This is a genomic window from Marinobacter sp. DY40_1A1, from assembly GCF_016597815.1.
GTDB lineage: Bacteria > Pseudomonadota > Gammaproteobacteria > Pseudomonadales > Oleiphilaceae > Marinobacter > Marinobacter xiaoshiensis.
Genome location: NZ_VCHA01000006.1, coordinates 182,672 through 206,177, shown reverse-complemented (window position 1 = coordinate 206,177; position 23,506 = coordinate 182,672). Strand labels below are relative to the sequence as shown.

Genomic DNA, 23,506 nt, shown 5'->3' with positions numbered 1-23,506 from the left:
TTACTCTTTCCCTCTCCAGGAAAGAGACAGGATCAACGCTCATCAGAAAATCTGACGCTTAGCGCAAAGTGAAATCTGAGGTGTGATTCACAATTACAGAACCTCAACACACTGCCTGATCTGACCTGGCAAATCCAACACACCTCAAGTTACTGTATTCATTGTCTTTTATAGATCCCGCACCGAAAATGGTCATTTCGACACGATACCGTGTCAAACATGCCAAGGCCCTAAAACAACAAGCCTCATACACTGTGAAATGAACAAACGAACCAGCCGTGACTGAGTCGCCCACTTCCCGGATGACGAGCATACGGTCAAGTCTAAAAACAACGCGATAAATGGAGTGTATTAATGGTTCCTACCACCCGGTTTTCAGTACGGGCGCTGAGCCTAGCGGTTGCAGCAGTATCCACCACTTTCGCCATGTCAGCATCCGCCAGCATGGGCAACATCGGTACAACCTTTGGCGTAATGCCCATAGACGTTGCTACCGCTCAATCTCTCTCCATGTTTAATGACCAGGTTTCCGCCACTTACTACAACCCGGCGGCTCTGACCCGGGACGAGCGCGGCGAACTGACCTCAGGTATTTTGCACGCCGAGCAAGAACTGCGGTCTACAAATCCGAATGCAAACGGAGATGTGGTTTCCAGCTCCCCCAGTCAGCACGTGCTTATTGGCATGAAAACCAACCTGGGCTCCCTCACGCGCTTTAACCACCCTATTTACCTGGGTTTCATTGCCGGTGTTGAAAAGTACGGCAAGGAAATGCTGGCATTCGATTCACAGACATCGAACAGCGGGCAGTTTCTTCAATATGGTAAGGAGCCGCTGTTCTTGAACGTAGGCGGTGCCACTCCAGTCTGGCGCGGCATTTCAGTAGGGCTATCCGCCCGTATAACTCTGGACGCAACGGCTGATCTTCAAGCCGTGTCGACACTCGGCGGGGAAACCAGCCGGGAACGATTGGCAGTTAATGCTGAGCCACAAATCAAAACCATCCTTGGCACGAGCATTGATCTCGGCAGCACCTTCTGCCCCGAAAGCAACTGCTTTTTGCAGGGCTGGGAAACAGCGTTTACCTATCGCACCAAATCATCTGCGTCTACAACCGTTGATTCGGGCATCATTGTTACGCAAACCATCCCGGACCCGGGCCTTAGCCTTGCCGTAACCACCATCGACTCTTTCCAACCGGAAACTTTTGGCGTTGGCGCACAGTATAAAGGCAACGGCTGGCGCTTCGGCGGTAGCGTGGAGCAGCAGAACTGGTCTGAATTGTCAGAAGTCTTCAAAGGCGACACCATCAAGGACCAGGCCGCCACCCCCGCATCCGACCGTATACAGTTCAAGGACACGGTAATCCCACGCATTGGGGCTGAGTACGACATCAATAAGAACTTCTCTATCCGGGGCGGCGTGGCCTATGAGGAATCCCCTCTGAAAACCACTCGCAACCCTGAAATCAACTACCTGGATACGGACAAAATAGTGGTTGGCCTCGGCATAAGTGCCACCTATGACCGTACTCGCCTTCTGGCCTTCCCTGTTCGCTTTGATCTGGGCTACCAGTACCAGCAGTTGCAAGAGCGCGACTTTACCCTGGTAGATTTTGATGGCACTGAAACCGGCGTAACAGCAGACGGCGATATCCACGTTATCAGCGGCTCCCTTACCCTGAAGTTCTGAGGAGATGTTTGCCATGAAATACAATAAAACCCTGGCATTGATTCCCGCCTTGCTGCTAGCAGCATGTGGCGGAGATGAACAGACCATGAATCAGAAAACCACGGCTGGCTCGGTGATCTATTCATACCCGGCCGATGGGCAAGCGGGCATCAGCCCTAAAACGGATATTGTTCTCCGATTCTCCCACGCGATTACTGAGGACGACGCTGACCTCATCAGCAAAATCAATGTGGACTCGAACGGCACAGCAGTTCCGTTCACTGCGGAGAAAGTTGATGGCGGCAGAAGCCTGAAGCTGACAACAAGCGGCCCGTTGAGTACTGCCACAGACTATTCTGTCGTGTTCAATGAGCCACTCAAAGCTGAAGGCGGGCGCTTGATCGACACGCCCAATGGCGTGGGTGATCCGGGCATTCAGTTCCAGACCCGAGGCAGCTTCTCCGGCTCAGCAGGGCTGGCAAACATCTCGGATAGTTTTGGTGTTGATTGGATGGTTCCGGCGAGCGACGACCACTCTGATCAAAACTTCATGACACTGAATTTTTCTACATTCCGCTTTGCCATGACCCAGCCAGTCCATCCAGACTGGAAAAAACTTGGTGGCTCGGTCGAACTGCTGGACAAAGACGGCCAGCCAGTACCCGCAACGGTTCTGGTTAAAGGCAACCGCATTACTGTTGACCCCTGTATGGCGCCTAGCCAGGTGCAATGCGGTGGCAAGGACGACGTTCTGGATAGTGGTGAAACTTACACACTTAAATTCACGAATCTGGCAAGCCTGACGAACTCAGGCTCGGAAAACCGGTTTACCGGTGAATTCAATTTCACTCCCCGTGAGACTGGCCCTACGGTTGTTTTGCAGCAAAGTGCTATAGACTCTGGCCTGGCAGCAGGCGAGACGGATGAGAATGAACTAACCACGTCTATCCTGAACGGCCAGATTATCAACGGGATCACACTGAACTCCGTGCTTCAGGGTGTCACAGCTCCTTCTCAGCAGACCGGCGACCTGTTTGCTGAACTTGCCTATGCGCCTGCATTTAAAGCAACAGAAGCCTTGCCGTTGCGCATCGCCAAAGGAAGTGTCCTTCGAAGTACCAGCCTGGACATACTTGTTGGAGGCAAGGTGCCTGTTCTTGACGCTGCGACCAATCAGCTTCAGACAACTGGCGACATCAAGGTAACCATGCTCTCCGATGCATCGGGCTACCTGAGCCCGAACGCCTACACCAACGACATCAATGCTCCCCGGCAGATCACCTTGTTTATGGATGTTTCCATGAACACGGCAGAAGCCCAGCCTAATGCCGCTCTCTCCCAAGACCTTATGGGTCTGGAACTCCGTGGTATCGCTCTGGTTAAAAACGGCGTGCTAACAATTGATGCCATCGCCACGGTTGAGCCGAATCTGCTCGGGCAGGAATACACAGATGCTACCATCTCATTCCACCTCCAAGCCGCCACCGACGCCGATTCCGTACTGGACGCCGAACTGCTGCGAGAACTGGATGTTACGGCTCCCAAGCTGGTGAGCTGGACACCCGGAGCCCCGGATGCCATCCCCGCCACTCGACAGTCAATGCACCGCCCCGGTGATCCGGTGATCCTGTTCTTTGACGAGCCCCTGGACCCCGCGTCCATCGAGGGTGGTGTCACCCTTTTAGCGAATGGGCAGCCTGTAGAGAATCTACGCACGCAACTGGATGGCACAGCTCTCACACTGAACCCGGAGGATGGTTTGAAGCAAGGTGTTCAGTACAAGGTTTCAGCCTTGGGATTGACCGATCTTGCCGGAAACCCCTACGTGAGCATGGCAGATGACCTGTCATTCAGCCTGGACCGGACTGACACTGCAGTACCTTCTGTAGCACAAGCTCCGCCTCTCGCATTAACCACCTATCCAGGCTTCCCCTGTGAAACAACAGCTGAAGCCATTAACCTTGCAGCCGGTGTTCATGGACAGTGCTGGGACGCCACGTCTGGCGGGCAAAAGGGCGACGTATTACCTGTCTCCGAAATGCCCACCGACCGTCCTATCACTGTGGTGTTTTCACAGCCGATGAAGTTGAGCTCAATACGTGCTGGAGAGACCTTTATTGTTGAGAAAGTTGACGCAAATAAAGCCCTGATCGAGCCTGTACCGGGCCGATTAGAGAAAAACAACCAGCGCATTCGCTTCTTCCCCGACCAGCCATGGGAACCCGGCGAGTTCTACCGTTACACTATGCGAGTCGACAGAGCTACACCTGACTGTAACCAAGCAAACCCGACGTCAATCTGTGGCGAGAACGGACTAACACTAAAGACTGATTTGCTTGAAGGGTTGAGCGGCGGTGGTAACGGTGAGAACTCGATGATCATCTACTTCAAGGGCGTGGCCGCACAGGATTCTGTGTTCACTCCGCTGCGAAATCTGCCAATTCGTGACACCAATGCCAACTTCCGCATTGATTGCAGTTCTAACGACAATGCCAATTGCCTTGAGCCCTTCGATCATGAGGGCAGCGATGCAGATGGCTGGGCCCCTTCCGCCAACACAACCAAGTTGCGTGTCAAAGACAACAAGGCATCAGCGACTCCCGGACTGGTTTCCGGTAAGGCAGACGCTCGCGTGGGCTGCGAAACGGGGCAAAGATGCCCTAAAAACAAGTTCATCTATCAGACATATGCACTGAACTCAGAGGTGGTTGGCCCGGGAATTTATGAGCCAACGGGCGAGGAAGGCATTCTTGTAAATCTATACCCCACAATGCTTGCGACAACATCTATTAGCGTGTTCGTAGAGCTTAAGGTTTTGGGCTTTATCCCTCTTATGGAAGAGTCCATTACTAATACGCAAGTGATCCGTATGCGGTATTCCAAAGACCCGAGCTGTGCAGCCCAGTCTGACTGCCCTCGAAACCAGCTAATCCCTGGAGTCATTGTTGAGGGTGATAACGGGCAACCAGTATTCAAAACGAAAGCTGAGTTGATGCTGGATGCGCCTGACATGGCTATTCCACTTGGTGGGACTCATGACCTGTACGGCCGGGAGTTTGTGTTTGAGCTCGAAGGTGATGTCACATTCTTCGATGATGGCCGAATGCAGATCGAGCAACGCAATACCAATCTGGTGGATATCGCCGTAAAAGCAAATGCCCTTGGGGTGAAAAATGCCGGGCTGATAACCATAAAACTGCCCTTGCAGATTCCAATCGGAGGAACTTATCTCAACTTCGTAACGAATCCTGTGAAGGATCTCCCCGTAGTGCAGTAAATAGTGCCACAGTACTCTCAAGGCCAGTCTCCGGACTGGCCTTTTTTTATCCCCAAAACAACGACCCGGCGTTTCCCTCTGCGGCGAATTTCCTGCTAATCTGGTTGCACAATGAAACCCACTTATAAAAACAAAAACATCAGGAGAGACCTTCATGCGAAACGGCACCCATTACCGCACCTGTCATTTATGCGAAGCCATGTGCGGCGTTGCCATTGAAGTGAAGGAGGGGCGCATTGCGTCGATTCGTGGAGACGACAATGATCCGCTAAGTCGAGGGCACATTTGCCCCAAAGCTGTGGCCCTGCAGGATCTTCATGAGGACCCGGAACGGTTGCGCAAGCCGGTTCGTAAAACCGCCACCGGCTGGCAAGAAATCGAGTGGGATGAGGCCTTTAAAACCGTTGCCGAAAAGCTTCACAGCACCCGCACAACGCACGGCCGCAATAGTATTGGCGTGTATCTTGGCAACCCCAACGCCCACAATCACAGCTCATTAATCGCCACCATGCCGTTTCTTCGGGCTGTCGGCTCCCAGAATCGTTTTTCTGCCACCTCCAATGATCAACTTCCCCACATGCTGGCAAGCCTGGAGATGTTCGGCCATCAGGTTCTGTTCCCTATTCCGGATATCGACCGCACGGATTTGTTTATCTGTATTGGTGGCAACCCCATGGCGTCCAATGGCAGCCTGATGACGGTGCCGGATTTCCGTGGCCGGCTGAAAGCGCTTAAAAAGCGCGGCGGGAAGATAATTGTGGTGGATCCCAGGCGCACAGAAACCGCCAAGCAGGCTGAGGAATTTCATTTTATTCGCCCTGGCACCGATGCATTTTTGCTGATGGCCATGGTGAACACGCTGTTTGCAGATGAGCTAATTCACCCCGGCCCTGCAGAACAGCTTATTAAAGACCTGGATCTTTTACGCTTGGCTTCCCTACCCTTCACCCCAGAAGCGGTTGCCGAACGCACCGGGATTGCGGCAACAACCATACGCGATCTTGCACAACAGCTCGCACACACGCCAAAAGCAGCGCTCTATACGCGCATGGGCACCAGCACCCAAACGTTTGGAAGCATTACAACCTGGCTGGCGTATTGCCTGAACATTCTTACGGGCAAGCTGGATACGGTCGGCGGCATGATGTTTACGCAACCCGCCATTGATCTGATCGCCATCGGCGCCATGTCTGGACAGCGCGGGCACTTTGGCAGCCGCCACAGCCGGGTTAAGGGGCTACCCGAGTTTGCGGGCGAATACCCGGCCAGCACCATGGCCGATGAAATACTCACCCCGGGCGACGGACAAATCCGTGCCTTTGTGACCATTGCCGGCAACCCGGTGCTCTCCAGCCCGAACGGGCGCAGGCTGGACGAGGCCTTGAGCGGGCTGGACTTTATGGTGTCAGTGGATTACTACATTAATGAAACCACTCGTCATGCCGACATTATCCTGCCGCCAACCGCCGTGCTCGAACGCAGCCACTACGACATTATTTTCAACATGCTGGCCGTGCGCAATGTATCGAAATACAGCGAAGCCCTGTTTGATGCGGGCCCGGACAGCCGTCATGACTGGCAGATTCTGCTGGAGCTGGCGCATAGACTTGAGAAATTACGCAAGGGCGGCAAGCTGCCGATCCGTTCCGAGTTGGGCTGGCAGGCCTTCAAACGTGCAGGCCCTGATACGATCGTTGATGTGCTTTTGCGTACCGGGCCTTATGGCACAGATACCGGGCGCGCCCGAGGAGTTCTGGAAACCGCCACAAAGCGGGTTCTGGAATTGCTGCCCAAGCACCACCCTTTACGTGGCTTGGCCAAGCTGAGCTCTCTCAATCCCCAGTGGCAGAAGCTTCCTAAAGGGCTTTCCCTGAAGCGATTGAAAGAGAGCCCCAGCGGGATTGACCTCGGCGCCTTGAGGCCCGCTCTGCCCGGCCGTCTGTTCACCCGGGATGGAAAGATCAACCTGGCACCAAGGCGCTATCTGAAAGACGTAGAACGCCTGCACCAGCAGCTCTCCGTGCCAGATTCGCCAAACGAGCTTCTACTGATTGGGCGGCGCCACATTCGCAGCAACAACTCCTGGATGCACAACAGTCACCGTCTGGTAAAAGGCAAAGACCGCTGTACACTGCTGGTACACCCGGACGACGCCAACCGTTTGGGGCTTAAAGAAGGCGGCCGCGCTGAGATCCGCGCCGATGACCGTTTAGTGATAATGCCGGTGGAAATAACTGAAGACATGATGCCCGGTGTGGTTTCTATCCCCCATGGTTGGGGCCATGTCCGGGAAGGAACACAGCAATCCACGGCGGCGGCCCATGCTGGCACCAGTATCAACGATGTGTTGAGTGATCAGCTAACCGACCCCGTGGCAGGTACTTCCGTGTTGAATGGTCAGCCAGTAACTGTCAAAGTCTGCGAACCAGAACAGCAACCCGTACCCGCCTGAACCAGACTGGGAGAACAGCATGCCTCACTGGCTACAATGGAGCCTGATTATTGCCGGCACAATCGCCATCTTTGTTCTGCTGGGTTTTATCCGGCGGCAAATGGTTACCTTGGCCGAAAACCGAAGACGGCAACAAAAAGCAGAGGCTTTCCAGGCGAAGCGGCGCAAGGACATGGTCGATAGCATTCGTGTTATTGCCATGGCCGTAGAAGAAGACCAGATCGAATATTCAGAGGCCTGCCTGCGCATGAAAGGCTTGCTGGACCATGTGGCTCCTGAGCTGATGGAACAATCACCTTATCAGGTATTTATGGAGGTGTATGAGCAACTTCGCCACATGCCCACTCACCAAGCACGCCAAAATACCGAGACGCGCTTTGTGGAGAAGATGGATAAGGAGCGGTTTGAAGTGGAAAGGCGCTACGCCGATGAAATACGTCGTGCCGCAACAGCCATCCGGAATCACAGCTTCTGACCCACTCAAGATTTGTGTCATTTTGTAACAGAAATGTCTACAAATGATAATTTTATCGATTTGATATCAGAAGCTTGCTCAATTCACTAAAAATGACGAAGCGCTCAGCTTCTCATTCCCTTGAGTGGCAACCTTTCTTTTTTGCAGATGTTGTCTAACTTGAAATCAGGGCGATAAGGTTTTAACGGTTGGTTTCAAGGTTGCAATTATCGCCCTGGGTTATTTCTCCTGTTACGTTCGGACGACTCTGCAATGAGCGGAAACCTTGCCGGCCTTTAAGGCCGGCTTTTTTGTGCTCACTGATTCATCATACCGGCCATCGCCATAATCTTGTCCCGGCTGGCCACCAGTTCATCAAACTGTTCTTCTACCTGTTCACGATTGAGGCCGAGTTCGTCATAAATCTCCTGCCCCACGGGTGCATTTGCACCCATAGCGATGCCCCTTTCTGTAAGCAATTGGCGGCCAAGCCACAGGAGCCGGGCGTATACACTGTGGGGGCCTTGGTAGGTTTTGCTTTTCTGATACCTTATGGCCTGAGTCACCTCATCTGGCATACCCCAGTTTTCCATAAGCTGCGCCGCGATCTGTTCACGGGTAATCCCCAAAAGATAGTGTTCCGATACCGAGGAATCGATATCCGAGTTCACCTCCAGGGAGCGGCATACCAACTTGAAATGGGGAGGAAAAACCTGCGCAAGCAGAAGGTAACCAAAGTTGTGCAGCAGACCTGCCAAATAGGCTAACCCAAACATTGGCCGCTCACCCCGAGGCATCATACTCGACAGAATACCAGCCGACTGAGCTTGCCAGATAGCTTGCTGCCAGTAGTCCACGTAGCCTTCTGGATGGTCCTGGGGCTGCTTGAGCGCACGCCCCAGCGACAGTCCCATCGCCAGGTTCATTACCATGTCGAAGCCAAGAACGCGTGATACGGCATCGTGCACAGAGCGCACTTGCCCGGCCGCGGCATAGAACGATGAAGATGCCCAGCTGACCACCTGAGCCGCCAGGCTGGGGTCACTCTCAACGATATCAACCAGATCCCCCATAACAGCGTTCGGATTTACCCGCAGGTGGATAATGCGCTGGGCGGTTTCCGGCAGCGGCGGCAGCTCCAGAGTGTCTTCAAGGCGCTGCTGAATACGCAGACTGGTGAATTTTTTGATGGCAAAGGTCAGCTGGCTACGATCGTTATCCGGATCATCCAGATTCACGGTTATGTTTTCCGATGCCACCGTGAACGACAGGCGATCCGCATTTTTTGTTAGCGTACGAAACTCTTCAGCTGGCATTACCATCGCCAGGTTTTGCTCTCCCAGCGCCAAGGCTACCGAGGGCAAATCATCGATCCGACGATCCACAATAGTAGGCCAGCCCGTAAGTGACGGCAGGGCCGGTAGCTCCCTCAGGCCGGCGCGCTCTTTAACGCGAATCTGCTCGCGAGGCTTCATCAGCCGGAAGTCCCGGCCCATTTGCTTGTTCAATCGTTCCAGATCAATCAAATCGTCTTTGCAGCAAATGGCTTGAAGGTTTTCCTGCCCGTCGTGGAGCAACACCATCCGCAACAGCTCGTGCTGATTAGCCTGGCGCATATCTCTCAGTGATACGCCTTTGGCTGAATCGCCCAAAGCCTGTTGAACCGTGACAGGTAATTCCATCATTTTCTCCCGAGTATCGCTGCTTGCCATCCGGCTACCATAATCTGCCGTTGGTTTTTTAGTATAGGCCATGACTTAGCTGTATAAATTGATATGCACCGGTTCAAACCTCCCCGTAACGCATTTTCTCTCCCATCCAGCGCCGGATCAGAGCCTGTACCAGCTGTGGGTGCCTCATGAGCCCGGGTGCCATCTCCCGCACCGGCTCAATCCAACCTTTGTCCCGTTCAAAGTCTGCCAGTCGGAACTGCATCATGCCAGTCTGACGGGTGCCAAGCACTTCCCCTGGCCCACGTATCTCCAGGTCTTTTTCGGCAATAACAAAGCCATCCTGACTGTCTCTCAGGGCCTGCAAGCGCGCCTTGCCATTGGCCGACAGCGGAGGATGGTACATGAGCACACAGAAGCTGGCCTGCTCACCCCGCCCCACCCTGCCACGGAGCTGATGCAACTGGGCCAGGCCCAGGCGTTCCGGATTTTCAATAATGATGAGTGAGGCGTTGGGTACATCCACACCCACTTCAATCACCGTGGTGGCAACCAGTAGATCCAGCTCCCCCTGTTTGAAGCGCTCCATTACCTCGGCCTTTTCCGCCGACTTGAGCCGTCCGTGCACCAGCCCGATCTTCAGGCCCACCAGGCGCTCAGTCAGTTCTTGCGCTGTTACTTCTGCCGCCTGGCATTGCAAGGCCTCCGACTCTTCAATCAGTGTGCACACCCAGTATGCCTGACGACCGTCAGTGCAGGCGCTGCGTACGCGCTCAATCACATCTTCCCTACGGTTGTCAGGAATGACGATAGTTTCAATGGGCTTTCGGCCCGGGGGCAGTTCGTCGATCACTGAGGTATCCAGATCGGCGTAGGCACTCATGGCCAGAGTACGGGGGATGGGCGTGGCGGTCATGATCAGCTGGTGTGGCGCCAGGGTGCCGCCTACGCCTTTCTCCCGCAAGGCAAGGCGCTGGTGTACGCCAAACCGATGCTGCTCATCCACAATCACCAACGCCAGGCGGTGAAACAGCACATCATCCTGAAACAACGCATGGGTGCCGATAATTACGCTGGCAGCACCCGTATGCACGGCTTCCAGCGCCTCTTTCCGGGCTTTGCCTTTGACCTTGCCAGACAGCCAGGCCAGTTGGATGCCCAAAGGCTCCAGCCAGCCTTTGAAATTCTGATAATGCTGTTCCGCCAATATCTCGGTAGGTGCCATAAGCGCCACCTGGGCACCCGCGCCGATGGTTTGAATTGCCGACAGCGCGGCCACCACGGTTTTACCCGAGCCTACATCCCCCTGCACCAAGCGCAGCATGGGTAGCGGCTGGCTTAAATCCTGCCGGATTTCACTCATAACTTGACGTTGGGCACCCGTAAGCGCAAACGGCAATCCCTCAAGAAAGCGCTCTGCCAGGTCGCCAGTGGGGAGCAAGGGCAGAGCTTGCCGAGCCTGAATCTGTTCACGAACCTGAAGCATGCTCAATTGATGCGCCAGCAACTCCTCCATCACCAGGCGCTGCTGGGCGGGATGGCGCCCCTCCATCAGCAGATGAACCGGAGCGCTCGCCGGGGGAGAATGCACCATCTGGACAGCTTCATTAATTCCCGGCAACTGATAGCCCGCCAGCAACTCAGCTGACAACCAGTCTCGTATAGGGTGGCGCTGAAGGTATCCCAGAGCCTGCTGACACAAACCTCTTACTCTGGGTTGCTGTATGCCTTCGGTCAGCGGATAAACCGGTGTAAGGGTGGCCTGCTCCCCTGTGGGCATAGCTGGCGGGTTGGTTTGGTACTCCGGGTGGTAAAACTCGTACCCGGCGCGCCCCGGACGCACCTCGCCAAAGCAGCGAACCCGGGCACCTTCGGACAGCTGGTTTTTTTGCGCAGCATTGAAGTGGAAAAACCGTAGCACCAGAAACCCGCTGCTGTCTTTCAGAGTGACCTGCAGGCTACGACGACGCCCCATCACCAGATCTGACTTCATCACCTCGCCTTCCACAACGGCGACATCGCCTACCCTCAAGCTACCCATGGGGATAATGCGGGTACGATCTTCGTATCGATGGGGAAGGTGGAACAACAAATCCTGTAATGATGAGATTCCCAGGCGCGCAAGCTTCTCGGCAAGGGCGCTTCCTACTCCCTTGAGCTCCGTAACCGGGAGGTCATCCAGTGATGCCATATCTGGGCTCAGCCTGTCGCAACAACCGGAGTGTCCTCTGTCGCTTTTTCAATCACCCGGCATTGGCCGGCTGCAAGCGAGAGAACATCAATGGCTTTGGGCCGGGGGAAGGTTACCCGCCAGGCCAGGGCCACGGTGCGGGAAGGTACAGGTGGAGCAAAAGGCCGGGTGACAAGCACATCTTTCTGGTACCGCATACCCGTCGCAGCGGAAAGCGGCAGTACGGTAATCCCCAAGCCCGAAGCAACCATGTGACGTATGGTTTCCAGAGAACTGCCTTCGGTTACCAGTGATGGAGTACCGGCATCTGCGCGGCGAGTGACTGCCTCCACCAGAGGTGGGCAAGCTTCCAGCACCTGATCCCGAAAACAATGACCAGGGCCAAGCAGGAGTAACTGTTCATCAGCCAGTTCATCACCTGTGATCTCCTTCTTGGCCGCAAGGCGGTGATCTGCTGGCAGAAGCACGACAAAAGGCTCATCGTAAAGTGGCAATGTCAGCACTTCCGCCTCTTCAAACGGTAGCGCTATGATGATGGCATCCAGTTCGGATTGGCGCAGCTTCTTGCGCAGGTTAGCGGTATAGTTTTCTTCTATATAGAGCGGCATCTCCGGTGCTGCGCGGCGCAACTCGGGCAAAAGGTGCGGAAACAGATAAGGCCCAATGGTGTATATGGCACCCACCTTGAGCGGCGAGCTCAACTGGTTTTTACCATCCTGAGCCATGTCGCGGATAACACCCACCTGATCCAGAACCCGCTGGGCCTGCTCAACAATACGCTGACCAGTTTCCGTTACGCGAATACTGCTTTTGCTTCGCTCAAACAGGGGGATTCCCAACTCCTCTTCCAGTTTTTTGACCGCAACGCTGAGTGTCGGCTGGCTAACGTGGCAACGCTCGGCTGCGCGGCCAAAATGCCTTTCGCGAGCAAGCGTAACGACGTATCGTAACTCGGTAAGAGTCATGGTGATCTCCGGTCAAAAGGATACGGGTCGAAGTTTCACTAATTTATGAGCTAGAGGATAAGGATTGATATTGTCTATGGCAATCGCTGATCGCAATAGTATGCCAGGAATTCTCATAGCCGGTTGTGGCAAGCTCGGGGGCGCCATCGCCAGCATGCTGACTGAGTCGGCGCACGTTTACGGATTACGCCGCAACCCGGCCAAGGTGCCCGAAGGCGTAACAGGTATAGGCGCCGATCTGACCCGCCCGGAAACCTTAACCGGCAAGCTGCCAGACAACCTCGAAACGGTTATCTACTGCCTGACACCATCCAGTTATGACGAGCAAGGCTATCGCGATGCCTACGTTAACGGCCTTAAAAACCTGCTGGAAGCCATTGGCAACCAGCCTCTGAAGCGCCTGTTTTTTATCAGCAGCACCAGCGTTTACGCCCAGAACGATGACAGCCTGGTTGATGAAACCAGCCCGGCCTCACCCTCCCGCGTCACAGGCCAGCAAATTCTGGCCGGAGAACAGACGGCACTGAATAGTGGTCATCCCGCTACGGTTATTCGCTTTAGCGGAATCTACGGACCATCAAGAGGTCGTTTTCTGGAGGAGGTGATTGAGGGCCGCATGAACCCGACAAAACCGGCACCGTTCAGCAATCGCATTCATGAAGATGACGCGGCAGCGGCAGTGGTCTTTCTTAACCAGCTGGCGCTTTCCGGTAAGTCTTTGGACACCTGCTATGTGGCCAGCGATTGCGAGCCGGTTCGGCTGGATGAAGTGGTCGACTGGGTTCGTCAGCAGGTACCTTGCGCCGAGCCCGTTGCTGACGCCAGGAAAGGCGGCCGGGCCGGCAGCAAGCGTTGCAACAATCAGCGGCTACTGCAAACCGGCTTTACATTTCGCTACCCTGACTTTCGTGCCGGGTATCGCGATATGATCGATAACGCTTAGGTCCAAAACGAACAAAGGCGACCCGAGGATCGCCTTTGTTCTGACTATCTTGGTTGTGCGCGCTGAATCAGCTCAGCACCATTACCGCTTCCACCTCTACAGGAACACCCTTGGGCAGTGCGGAAACTTCAACCGCCGCACGTGCGGGATAAGGCTCGGGGAAATAGGTCCCCATGATCTCGTTAACCGTGGCAAAGTTTGCCAGGTCGGTCACGTAGATGTTCACTTTAACTATGTCTTTCAGCTCACCGCCAGCAGCCTTGCATACGGCTTTCAGGTTATCGAATACCTGACGGGTCTTGGCTGAAAAATCGCCCCCGACTACTTCCATGGTTTCAGGGTCCAGCGGAATCTGACCAGAAATATAGACAGTGTCACCAGCCTTTACGGCCTGAGAATAAGGACCAATTGCTTTAGGTGCGTTTTCAGTCTGAATGATGGATTTGTTGGTCATGCCGTTTGCTTTCCTTATCGTCTAAAACACCAATCGTCGCCGTTCCATACGTGAGCTGTCAACCAGTCAGTATTTTACCCGGTTGATCGAGGTAACGGCTTTGATATTGCGAACCCGTCGCATTACGCGAGCCAGATGTTTTCGGCCGTGCACTTTTACTACAAGGCTGACGACGCTAAAGCGGGCATTCTGCTCGTCTACGTTTATTCGCTCTATATTGCCATCTGCCATGGCCACTGCATTAGCCACCTCGGCGATCACTCCGTGCTGACGCTCCAGCTCAACCCTCAGTTCTACAGAAAACTCATCGGTGATGTCCTTGGCCCAGGTGAGATGGGTCAGGCGGGATCGCCCCTCGTTGTCTTCCGGCAGGCGGGAACAGGTGTCAGAGTGAATAACCATGCCGCTGCCTGAGCCCATCACGCCAACTACAGGGTCTCCGGGAATCGGCTTGCAGCAGTCGGCAAAGTGGACCAGCATGCCTTCGGTTCCCTGAATGGTTACCGGTACATCGCTGCCACCCTGAATATCCTTGACCTCCTCACTGGGCTCTGCGCTTTCGGCACCAAACGCAAGCTGGCGCGCAACCAGATAGGCCATTCGATTACCAAGACCAATATCGCTGATCAGTTCATCAAAACTGTTGACCTGATTGTGGTTAACAACAGCCTGCTTTTGCGCATCGTCGATATCAGACAAGCGCTTACCAAAGCCGTTGAGGGATTTTTTAAGCAGCACCCGCCCCAGCTCCATGGATTCCGCCAGCTTTTGCCCTTTCAGGGTGTGACGAATACTGCTGCGCGCCTTGCCCGTGACAACGAAACTGAGCCAGGCTGGGTTCGGACGTGCCCCGGGCGCGGTGATCACCTCTACGGTTTGACCGCTTTGTAACGGTTTACTCAGAGACCCCAAGTTACGGTTGATGCGGCAAGCGACCGTGGCATTGCCGATGTCGGTATGGATGGCATAGGCAAAATCTACCGGGGTAGCCCCTCTGGGCAGCTCCATGATCTTACCCCTTGGAGTAAACACATAGATTTCATCCGGGAAGAGATCCACCTTTACGTGCTCAATAAACTCCAAAGAGTCATCGGCACGCTCACGCATCTCCATCAGGCCTTTCACCCAGCGATCCACTCGCGTCTGGTTAACGCTGGTTACGCTGGTCGGCTCGTTTTTGTACATCCAGTGAGCGGCAATACCGTCGTTGGCAATGTGCTCCATTTCCTCAGTGCGGATCTGGATTTCGATATTCACATGCATGCCGAAGAGAGTGGTATGCAATGACTGATAACCATTGGCCTTGGGCATGGCAATGTAGTCTTTGAAACGGCCCGGCATAGGTTTGTAGAGGCTGTGAACGGCTCCCAGAATTCGGTAGCAGTCATCTTCGGTATCGGTAATGATGCGGAAGGCGTATACGTCCATAATCTCGTAAAACGACTTCTGCTTGAGTTTCATCTTGTTGTAGATGCTGTTCAGGTGTTTTTCACGCCCCATTATCCGGCCCGGCAAGCCACGCTCTTCCAGCTTTTCCTGCAGCCGACCTCGTATTTCTTCAATAATCTCACGATGGCTACCGCGCGCTTTGGCTACGGCCTTGGAGATATAGCGGGAGCGCATGGGATGCAGCGCAGCGAAGCCCAGGTCTTCAAGCTCGGTGGATATGGCATGCATACCAAGGCGATTGGCGATGGGGGCGTATATATCGAGGGTTTCTGTCGCAATGCGCTTGCGCTTTTCGTAGGGCATGGGCCCCAGGGTGCGCATGTTGTGCAAGCGGTCAGCCAGCTTCACCAGAATCACCCGGATATCCCTGGCCATGGCCAAGGTCATTTTCTGAAAGTTTTCTGCTTGGGCCTCTGCGCGGGAACGGAATTCTATTTGGGTCAGCTTACTGACACCATCCACCAACTCAGCAACATCCTCGCCAAATTGCTCGGCAAGGGCATCCTTGGGAATACCGGTATCTTCAATAACATCGTGGAGCATGGCCGCCATCAGGCTCTGATGGTCCAGCTTAAGGTCTGCAAGTATGTGAGCAACGGCGAGGGGATGAGTGATGTAGCGATCACCACTTTTACGCATCTGGCCCTCGTGAGCCTGCTCGGCATAATAGTAGGCCCTTCGCACCTGGTTAATGCGATTGGTATCCAGATAGGTACTGAGCTCAACCGCCAGACCTTCTACCGTAGCCTCAAGTGACACCGCGCCTCCGTAATACTCCAATTTCAAACGCCTACCAGGAGCACAAACAAAAAGACCCGAATGCATGCATTCGGGTCTTTTCTCTATCCTTCCAGCAACGATCTATAGATACACTATAAAACTGCGGAGGCAGAATTCAATGCATTCTTAATCTTCTTCAATTTCGTTCAGCAGATCACGGCTGACCAAACCTGCGGCAATTTCGCGCAGGGCGATAACCGTAGGCTTATCGTTTTCTTCCGGAACCATTGGCTCAGCACCTTTGGTAGCCAGCTGACGGGAACGCTTGGTGGCCAGCATGACCAACTGGAAGCGGTTATCAACGTGTTCGAGACAATCTTCAACAGTAACTCGTGCCATAACATCCCCGACAATAATAAAAATGACTGATTTTGCAGACCGCGTAGTTTACTGCCAACGGCACAAATTGTATACAGCAAAAGTCCCTATCAGGCCGGGCTGCTGCTTTCTCCGCAGAGTTCCGCGAGCAGTTGTTTATGCCGTGACTGCTGAGTGCCCACCTGTAAGCGCTGGCTGCGCACGATTGCCAACAAATCCGCCAACGCTTCCTTGAACTCATCATTGACAACAATGTAGTCAAACTCGCCTACATGGCGACACTCTTCTCTGGCCTCAGTCAACCGTCGGGCCACAACATCTGGCGCGTCGGTTCCTCTGCCCACAAGGCGATCCCGAAGGGCTTCAGCCGAAGGCGGCACGATAAAAATACTGACGCACTCGGGAATAAGCCGGCGTACCTGAGACGCACCCTGCCAGTCGATCTCCAGAATCACGTCTCGCCCGATGGCCAGCATCTCTCTAACCCACACCTGAGACGTGCCGTAATAATTACCGAATACGTCAGCGTGTTCCAGAAAATCGCCTTGGCCAATCATGGTTTCAAACTCGGAACGGCCGACAAAATGGTAGTTAATGCCGTCCTTCTCGCCTTCACGCATGGGGCGCGTCGTATGGGATACGGACACACCCAGCTTTTGATCCGCGTGCAGCATTTCTGCTACAAGACTGGTTTTACCAGCACCCGATGGCGCAGAAATAACAAACAACGTACCCGTTTCACCGGCCTGGCTCATGACTGGACAACTCCTGGACTGGATCTGGCCGCCACTGCTGGAGGCCCGCAAAGCAAATAATTATACGACCTTTGACCAAACACCGCATCCCGGATGCCGCCACAACTGGTAATATCAAAGATATAGCAGCTAAACGACAACGTACCACTCTCAAGTTCAGCAAACGACGGAAGGCAGCATGGATAAACTTCTGATTGTCATGGACCCGGCCCACAAGCACCAGAAAGCTCTGGCCCGGGGAATCGAACTGGCTCGCGCCACAGGCGCCCATCTGGAAATCGTGGCGTTCACCCATGAACATCTGGGCGCATTGCCTTCAGACCCTACTGTGCAGCAACGTGCCCGGGATGCACTGATTGAACTTCGTCAGCGCTGGCTGGACCAGATGCTGGCTCTCTCCGATTGCACTGACCTGCAAGTCACCACCCACACAGTGTGGGAGAAAAACATACATCAGTGGATAATCGAGCACTGCCACCCCAACCGCTTCAAGGCCGTGATCAAAACTGGCAGTCGCACAGAAACCTGGCGGTATACGCCCACCGACTGGCACCTGATCCGAGAATGCCCGGTACCGGTCATGCTGGTTGCAGAACAGAAATGGAACCATGCTCACCCGATTCTGGCTGCGGTAGATCTGAGTTCCACCAAACCGGTCAAAAAAGCCCTTAACACCAAAATCATTGAGCAGGCCCGTGCACTGGCAAAGGCCTTTGGGTCAGAGGTTCACCTGGTTCATGCCCTGCATATTTCGGAGGTGCTGGCAGATCTGGAGATCATCAATGTGGCTGAGCATGAGCAGCGGCGCAGAGCAGCGCTGGAGCCGACCATAACGCATCTATGCAACACCTGGCACCTTAGCCGGGACCAGGTTCACTTGGCGGTTGGCCCGGCCCACAAGGTAATTCCCAGCGTAGCCAGCACGTTGAAAGCCGATATGCTGGTCATTGGCACCAGCGGTAAAACCGGCCTGAAGGCTCGCGTGATTGGAAACACCGCCGAGAAGGTGCTCACTCACCTGAGAACCGATCTGCTCGCGATCAAGCCTGGAGACTCAGGCAAGTAATGCGCAGAAAAATCGACGTTACAGTCAAGCAGCCAGAAACAGCCTGCGAAGCCTTGAGTGAAGCCTCAGGGCTTCCTCGCCAACGCATAAAAGACGCCATGAACAAAGGCGCCTGCTGGTGGACTCTGAAAGGCAAGAAAGTGCGGTTACGGCGTGCAACCAAAGAGCTGCAAGCCGGCACCCAGTTGCAGCTTTATTACGATGAAAATGTTCTGAACCGCACGCCCAAAGCGGCAATTCTGATCGAAGATAAAAGCCGTTACAGTGTGTGGTTCAAGCCCCATGGCTTACTCGCTCAAGGCTCCCAATGGGGAGACCACTGCAGCCTGCTGCGCTCGGCTGAACTTGAGCTGAAGCGTCCCTGCTTTCTGGTTCACCGGTTAGATGGAGATGCTGCGGGGCTAATGCTGATTGCCCACGACTCCAAAGCCGCCGGCGCCCTGTCCCAATGCTTTGCCGGGCGCACCATGGCCAAACGCTACCGGGCCCGAGTAGCCGGCATTATCAATACAAAGGATCAGCTCATTGACTCCCCGGTTGACGGCAAAGCGGCTATCAGCCGGGTGACAACACTAAGCACCGATGAAGCCGCCGAAACCAGTCTCGTGCAAGTTATCATCGAAACGGGGCGCAAACATCAGATCCGCAAACATTTGCAGAGCATAGGGCACCCGATTATTGGCGATCGTCTTTACGGAAAACCTGCACGAGTTCCCCTGCAGCTACTCGCCGCCGGGTTGGAATTTGACTGCCCCCTTAGCCGTCAGCGGGTAAAACTGGAATTACCGGAAGAGCTTGCCAACCTCGCCAAATGAAACGTCTCAGTTACCTTCAAACTCAGGGGCACGGCGAGCAACAAATGCCTGAACGCCCCGCATGAAGTCTTTTGATTTCGTTGTAACGTTCTGTTCCTCAGCCTCAACCGCTACCGCTGAGCGCCAGTCGCAGCTGGCCACTTGGCGCAGCAACCGTTTGGTTCCGGCGACAGCAAGTGGTGCGGCGCCAGCCAAGGCCTTGGCCCATTCAAACACTTCTTGCTCAAGGTTTTCAGCAGGCACAGCTTTATTGGCCAGGCCATGAGTTAAACACGTATCCGCATCAAGCCGCTTTCCTTCGATGATGGCCGCCAGTGCACGGTGGCGACCCATTGCATTTAGCAGATGCCATGTGAGCCCACCATCGGGCACAAGCGCAATGGCAGCAAACGCGAGATATACACTGGCATCTTCTGCCATCATCACCAGATCGCATGTCAGAGCCAGCGCAGCGCCAATACCAGCTGCCTGACCATGAACGCGAGCGATATAGAGCTTGTTGCCGTGATGAATGGTTTTCAGCAGAGGCTCGTACTCATCCAGCAGCAGATCCGATATTTGCTTGTAGTCAAAATCCTGCAAATCCTGCCCTGCAGAAAATCCCTTACCGGCTGCACCAATAATGCAAACCCGAATGGTTGGGTCTGCTTCCACTTCAGCCAGGGTCGAGGTCAGAGCCTTGCGCATCGGCGCATTCAAAGCGTTGTAGTGTTCTGGCCGGTTGAGTGTAATCGTCGCAACTTGCCCATCGCGCGACAAAAGAACTGGCGTATCACTCATCTCATTGCTCCTTCTCTGTTAAATCGTTTCTTATGTTTTCGCGCCGGGCTTCGCCAAAATCACGACTACTATTTCCGGTATACCCAGACTGCACCTCTGAGCACAAATATTCATCTGCGAAACCCTCCATCGATCCCCTCCATAAGGAGCCGCTTTATCTTGCACATCAGGCCAAATTGAACACTAGCGTTCAAAACAAGTCAACAAAGTCCAAAAAGTTTGTCTATGCTCTGCTTTTATGATTAGCTGTTAACCGCCTTTGAATATTTTTGATCACAGGTGTTCACTATAAGCCGTTCCAGAAAAACGTTCGCGATGGCAGCGGAGTGCAAAGGGCCGGATGCCGGCCAGCTAGAGGGAGATATTATGAATAACAAAAGGCAGCCTTCAGTGCTGGTAATCGGGGCAGGCGCCACCGGTATTCTTGCAGGTATCAAACTGCCAGAAGCAGGAATCAGCGACGTCATCATTATTGAAAAAGCAGACCGGGTTGGCGGCACATGGCGTGAGAATACATACCCCGGCGTAGCCTGCGATATCCCCTCGCCTCATTACTGCTACTCATTCGAGCCCTGGCCCTGGTCAAGCCAGTGTGCCCAAGGCGGAGAAATTCAGGAGTATCTGGAACACGTTGCGAAAAAATACAACCTACTCCCGATGATTCGCTTTGGAACGACTGTCGTTTCCACCGTTTACGATGAGACCACAGCAACCTGGACGGTGAAGACCGACAAGGGCGATGTCTTCACCGCAGATTTTGTGATTGCAGCAACGGGTATTCTTCACAAACCCAAGCGCCCTGACATTCCCGGGCTGAACAGCTTCAACGGCGAGATGTGGCACACCGCCGAGTGGCGACACGATGTGGATCTGAAAGGCAAACGTGTGGGCGTGATTGGAACAGGCTCTACCTCCCACCAAGTGGTACCCGAGCTGGTTAAGGCCGGGCACGAAACCTTTGTATTCCAGAGAACGCCGCAATGGGTATTCCCCTTTCCAAACCTGAGCTTCCCGGAATGGATGCGCAACCGCTGGAAGGAAAAGCCCGAGCGGATGAAGCCCTGGAAGTCACTGTACAAGACATTTATTGAGCAGTTCTTCGTAAAAGCAACGACAGGGGAGCCGGTACAGCGCACGCTTCTGAACCTGTCCAGCAAAGCCTATCTTCGCCTGGGTGTTCGCAAACGCGATCTACGCGAGAAGCTCACGCCGGAGTACGGCGTTGGTTGTAAGCGCATGGTGGTCAACTTCACGTTCTACCCTGCGATACAGAAAGACAATGCCCACCTGATTACCGACGGCATCAAAGGTATTGAGGCTGATGGCGTGCGCCTGGTCACGGGAGAGCTGGTTCCTCTCGACGTTATTGTGCTGGCAACAGGATTCGACAACTTCGCCTATATGCGCCCGGGCAGCCTGGTAGGACGCTCTGGTCATACCATCGACGATGCATGGAAAGACGGCACCTACCCCAGCTATCACGCTGTACTCATGGAACACTTCCCCAACTACTTCCTGATGCTCGGCCCTGGCACGCCCATCGGCAACAACTCGGTGATTGGCATGGCGGAGGAACAGCTGGACTACGTGTTGCGGCTGATGGATATCTGGCGCGACGGCGATGCAGACGAGATTGAACCCACCCCGGAAGCTGTATCGGCCTTCGTTGAGTATATAAAGGCAGGGCTTGGCGAGTCTGTCTGGACGAGTGGCTGCCAGAGCTGGTATCTGGATGCGGCCGGTGTGCCTGTCGTGTTCCCCTACACCTGGAAGGAATTTATTGCCTCCATGGCCGAGATCGACCGGCGCGAGCTGACCATGGTATGCGTCAAGCCTTGCCAGCAGGAGGTTCTCCATGCAGTTTGACTATGTGATTGTTGGAGGGGGCTCGGCTGGCTCTGTGCTCGCAGCTCGTTTAAGCGAGGACCCGGAAAAACGAGTATGCCTGCTTGAAGCCGGTGGCGACGGTAAAAGCTTGCTTGTTCGCATGCCCGCGCTGACAGTAGCGATGATGCCAGGCAAACCCGTAAAGATGAATAATTGGGCATTTACGACCGTGCCTCAGCGAGGGCTCAATGGCCGCTGCGGCTATCAGCCACGTGGGCGCACATTGGGCGGCTCCTCAGCAATTAATGCCATGGTATACACCCGTGGCAATCCCCGGGATTATGATCGCTGGGCTGAGCTCGGTGCTGAAGGCTGGGACTGGAAGGGCGTACTGCCTTACTTCCGCAAATCCGAGAGCAATGAGCGCGGTGGAAGCAAACTGCACGGAGCTGCAGGACCCTTGCATGTGGCCGACCCCTCTAGCCCCCGCTCTATTACCAAAGACTGGATTGCTGCCGGCCAAGCCTGCCAATTGCCTCTTACAGACGACTTTAATGGCGAAACCCAGGCTGGAATCGGTTATTACCAGGTAACCCAGTTCCACGACAGTCGCAGGGGGCAACGATGCTCTGCGGCGGCGGCCTATCTCCACCCTGTGATGGACACCCGCCCCAACCTGAAGGTGATTACCGGTGCGCATGCTACCCGCGTTTTGTTCTCCGGGAACAAGGCCACTGGTGTTGAATATCGCCAAGGCGGTAAAACGCTGACCATCGTAGCCGCCAACGAAGTGATTCTGTCTGCGGGTGCATTTCAGTCGCCTCAGCTATTGATGCTGTCCGGTATCGGCCCTGCGGCACATCTACAGCAGCACGGAATCCCCGTAATTCATGATCTGCCAGCGGTAGGTCAGAACCTTCAAGACCATCCCGATGTGGTTTTGTCCTACGGGGTTAACACCACCTATGTGTTTGGTGTCGGTGTATCAGGCACCTTCCGCTTACTGGGTGGGATGCGAGAGTGGTTTTCCAGCGGTAAAGGCTTGCTGTCCACCAATTTCACAGAAGGTGGTGCATTTTTCTCAGTAGATGGAGTTCATGATGACTGGCCCAACGTTCAGCTGCACTTTGTTATCGCGCGAGTTGAGGATCACGGCCGGAAGATCAAACCTGGCTATGGAATCTCTTGCCATGCTTGCATTCTTCGGCCTGAAAGCCGCGGCCATGTTGCTCTCGCCTCCTCTGACCCGATGGCAGCACCGCTAATCGATCCCGACTTCCTGGGCGACGAGCGAGATGCACAGCTACTTTTAAAAGCGGTTCGACGCACCTTGCAGATAATGGAGTCTGAGCCGGTCGCGAGCCGAATTACCCGGTCTTTCACCGCTCGCTCCACTGACAGCGACGAGGATCTGCTGGAAATGATCCGCAACCATTGCGACACCGTTTACCACCCCATTGGAACCTGCCGCATGGGCAGCGATCAGGATTCGGTTGTCGATACATCTTTGCGGGTACGAGGCGTTGAAGGTCTTCGCGTGATAGACGCTTCTGTGATGCCAACGCTAATCAGCGGCAACACAAACGCCCCGACAATCATGATTGCAGAGAAGGCAGCAGCGGAGTTCTTCCGCGACTGA

At 54.4% G+C, this 23,506-nt stretch carries 17 protein-coding genes; 9 read left to right on the top strand and 8 right to left on the bottom strand.

Annotation, left to right across the window (positions count from 1 at the left end; all coding sequences use genetic code 11):
- Window positions 1-354: 354 nt before the first annotated feature.
- The 4 genes from aupA (at window position 355) to FFI61_RS15895 (ending at window position 7,875) form a co-directional block, all read left to right on the top strand.
- Window positions 355-1,692, top strand: a complete 1,338-nt coding sequence (gene aupA, locus FFI61_RS15910) for an alkane uptake protein AupA (RefSeq protein WP_200203554.1) — start codon at window positions 355-357, stop codon at window positions 1,690-1,692.
- Window positions 1,693-1,705: 13 nt separating this feature from the next.
- Window positions 1,706-4,948 (top strand): Ig-like domain-containing protein, encoded by a 3,243-nt coding sequence (locus FFI61_RS15905; protein WP_200371706.1) that lies wholly within the window; start codon window positions 1,706-1,708, stop codon window positions 4,946-4,948.
- Between the two features lie 154 nt (window positions 4,949-5,102).
- Entirely contained in the window at window positions 5,103-7,400 is a 2,298-nt protein-coding gene (locus FFI61_RS15900) for a molybdopterin oxidoreductase family protein (protein ID WP_200371705.1), read from the top strand.
- A gap of 19 nt (window positions 7,401-7,419) precedes the next feature.
- A complete protein-coding gene (locus FFI61_RS15895; RefSeq protein WP_200203542.1) occupies window positions 7,420-7,875 on the top strand; it encodes a DUF2489 domain-containing protein in 456 nt (151 codons plus the stop codon).
- Between the two features lie 296 nt (window positions 7,876-8,171).
- On the opposite strand, the gene FFI61_RS15890 is transcribed toward FFI61_RS15895, so the two are convergent.
- The 3 genes from FFI61_RS15890 to FFI61_RS15880 form a co-directional block, all read right to left on the bottom strand.
- Window positions 8,172-9,536 carry an aminoacyl-tRNA deacylase and HDOD domain-containing protein gene (locus FFI61_RS15890; protein ID WP_200371730.1) on the bottom strand — a complete coding sequence of 455 codons (1,365 nt, stop codon included), beginning with the start codon at window positions 9,534-9,536 and terminating at the stop codon, window positions 8,172-8,174.
- 103 nt (window positions 9,537-9,639) lie between these two features.
- Complete coding sequence (gene recG, locus FFI61_RS15885) at window positions 9,640-11,715, bottom strand: ATP-dependent DNA helicase RecG (protein ID WP_200371704.1); 2,076 nt, start codon at window positions 11,713-11,715, stop codon at window positions 9,640-9,642.
- Window positions 11,716-11,723: 8 nt separating this feature from the next.
- Window positions 11,724-12,680 (bottom strand): hydrogen peroxide-inducible genes activator, encoded by a 957-nt coding sequence (locus FFI61_RS15880; protein ID WP_200371703.1) that lies wholly within the window; start codon window positions 12,678-12,680, stop codon window positions 11,724-11,726.
- Between the two features lie 76 nt (window positions 12,681-12,756).
- On the opposite strand from FFI61_RS15880, the gene FFI61_RS15875 reads away from it, so the two are divergent.
- The gene (locus FFI61_RS15875) at window positions 12,757-13,623 is read left to right on the top strand and encodes an NAD-dependent epimerase/dehydratase family protein (protein ID WP_200203534.1); all 867 of its coding nucleotides are present in this window, start codon (window positions 12,757-12,759) and stop codon (window positions 13,621-13,623) included.
- 67 nt (window positions 13,624-13,690) lie between these two features.
- Here FFI61_RS15875 and FFI61_RS15870 read toward each other — a convergent pair whose 3' ends face one another.
- The 4 genes from FFI61_RS15870 to gmk all read right to left on the bottom strand — a co-directional run bounded on the left by FFI61_RS15870 (window position 13,691) and on the right by gmk (window position 17,379).
- Complete coding sequence (locus FFI61_RS15870; protein WP_200371702.1) at window positions 13,691-14,077, bottom strand: RidA family protein; 387 nt, start codon at window positions 14,075-14,077, stop codon at window positions 13,691-13,693.
- Window positions 14,078-14,143: 66 nt separating this feature from the next.
- Complete coding sequence (locus tag FFI61_RS15865) at window positions 14,144-16,285, bottom strand: RelA/SpoT family protein (protein WP_310965258.1); 2,142 nt, start codon at window positions 16,283-16,285, stop codon at window positions 14,144-14,146.
- A 147-nt stretch (window positions 16,286-16,432) separates the two neighbouring features.
- Complete coding sequence (rpoZ, locus tag FFI61_RS15860; protein WP_200203528.1) at window positions 16,433-16,645, bottom strand: DNA-directed RNA polymerase subunit omega; 213 nt, start codon at window positions 16,643-16,645, stop codon at window positions 16,433-16,435.
- A gap of 89 nt (window positions 16,646-16,734) precedes the next feature.
- Window positions 16,735-17,379 carry a guanylate kinase gene (gene gmk / locus FFI61_RS15855; RefSeq protein ID WP_200203526.1) on the bottom strand — a complete coding sequence of 215 codons (645 nt, stop codon included), beginning with the start codon at window positions 17,377-17,379 and terminating at the stop codon, window positions 16,735-16,737.
- Window positions 17,380-17,557: 178 nt separating this feature from the next.
- Between gmk and FFI61_RS15850 the strand changes: the two genes are divergently transcribed.
- Window positions 17,558-18,445: a universal stress protein gene (locus FFI61_RS15850; RefSeq protein WP_200371700.1), complete on the top strand. Its 888-nt coding sequence runs from the start codon at window positions 17,558-17,560 to the stop codon at window positions 18,443-18,445.
- A complete protein-coding gene (locus tag FFI61_RS15845; protein ID WP_200371699.1) occupies window positions 18,445-19,260 on the top strand; it encodes an RluA family pseudouridine synthase in 816 nt (271 codons plus the stop codon). The genes FFI61_RS15850 and FFI61_RS15845 overlap by 1 nt, the downstream gene beginning before the upstream one ends.
- Window positions 19,261-19,266: 6 nt before the next feature.
- On the opposite strand, the gene FFI61_RS15840 is transcribed toward FFI61_RS15845, so the two are convergent.
- The gene (locus tag FFI61_RS15840; RefSeq protein ID WP_200371698.1) at window positions 19,267-20,040 is read right to left on the bottom strand and encodes an enoyl-CoA hydratase/isomerase family protein; all 774 of its coding nucleotides are present in this window, start codon (window positions 20,038-20,040) and stop codon (window positions 19,267-19,269) included.
- Between the two features lie 366 nt (window positions 20,041-20,406).
- On the opposite strand from FFI61_RS15840, the gene FFI61_RS15835 reads away from it, so the two are divergent.
- Complete coding sequence (locus tag FFI61_RS15835; RefSeq protein ID WP_227714982.1) at window positions 20,407-21,906, top strand: flavin-containing monooxygenase; 1,500 nt, start codon at window positions 20,407-20,409, stop codon at window positions 21,904-21,906.
- On the top strand, window positions 21,896-23,506 hold the full coding sequence (locus FFI61_RS15830; RefSeq protein WP_200371697.1) for a GMC family oxidoreductase: 1,611 nt from the start codon (window positions 21,896-21,898) through the stop codon (window positions 23,504-23,506). Before FFI61_RS15835 ends, FFI61_RS15830 begins: the two co-directional genes overlap by 11 nt.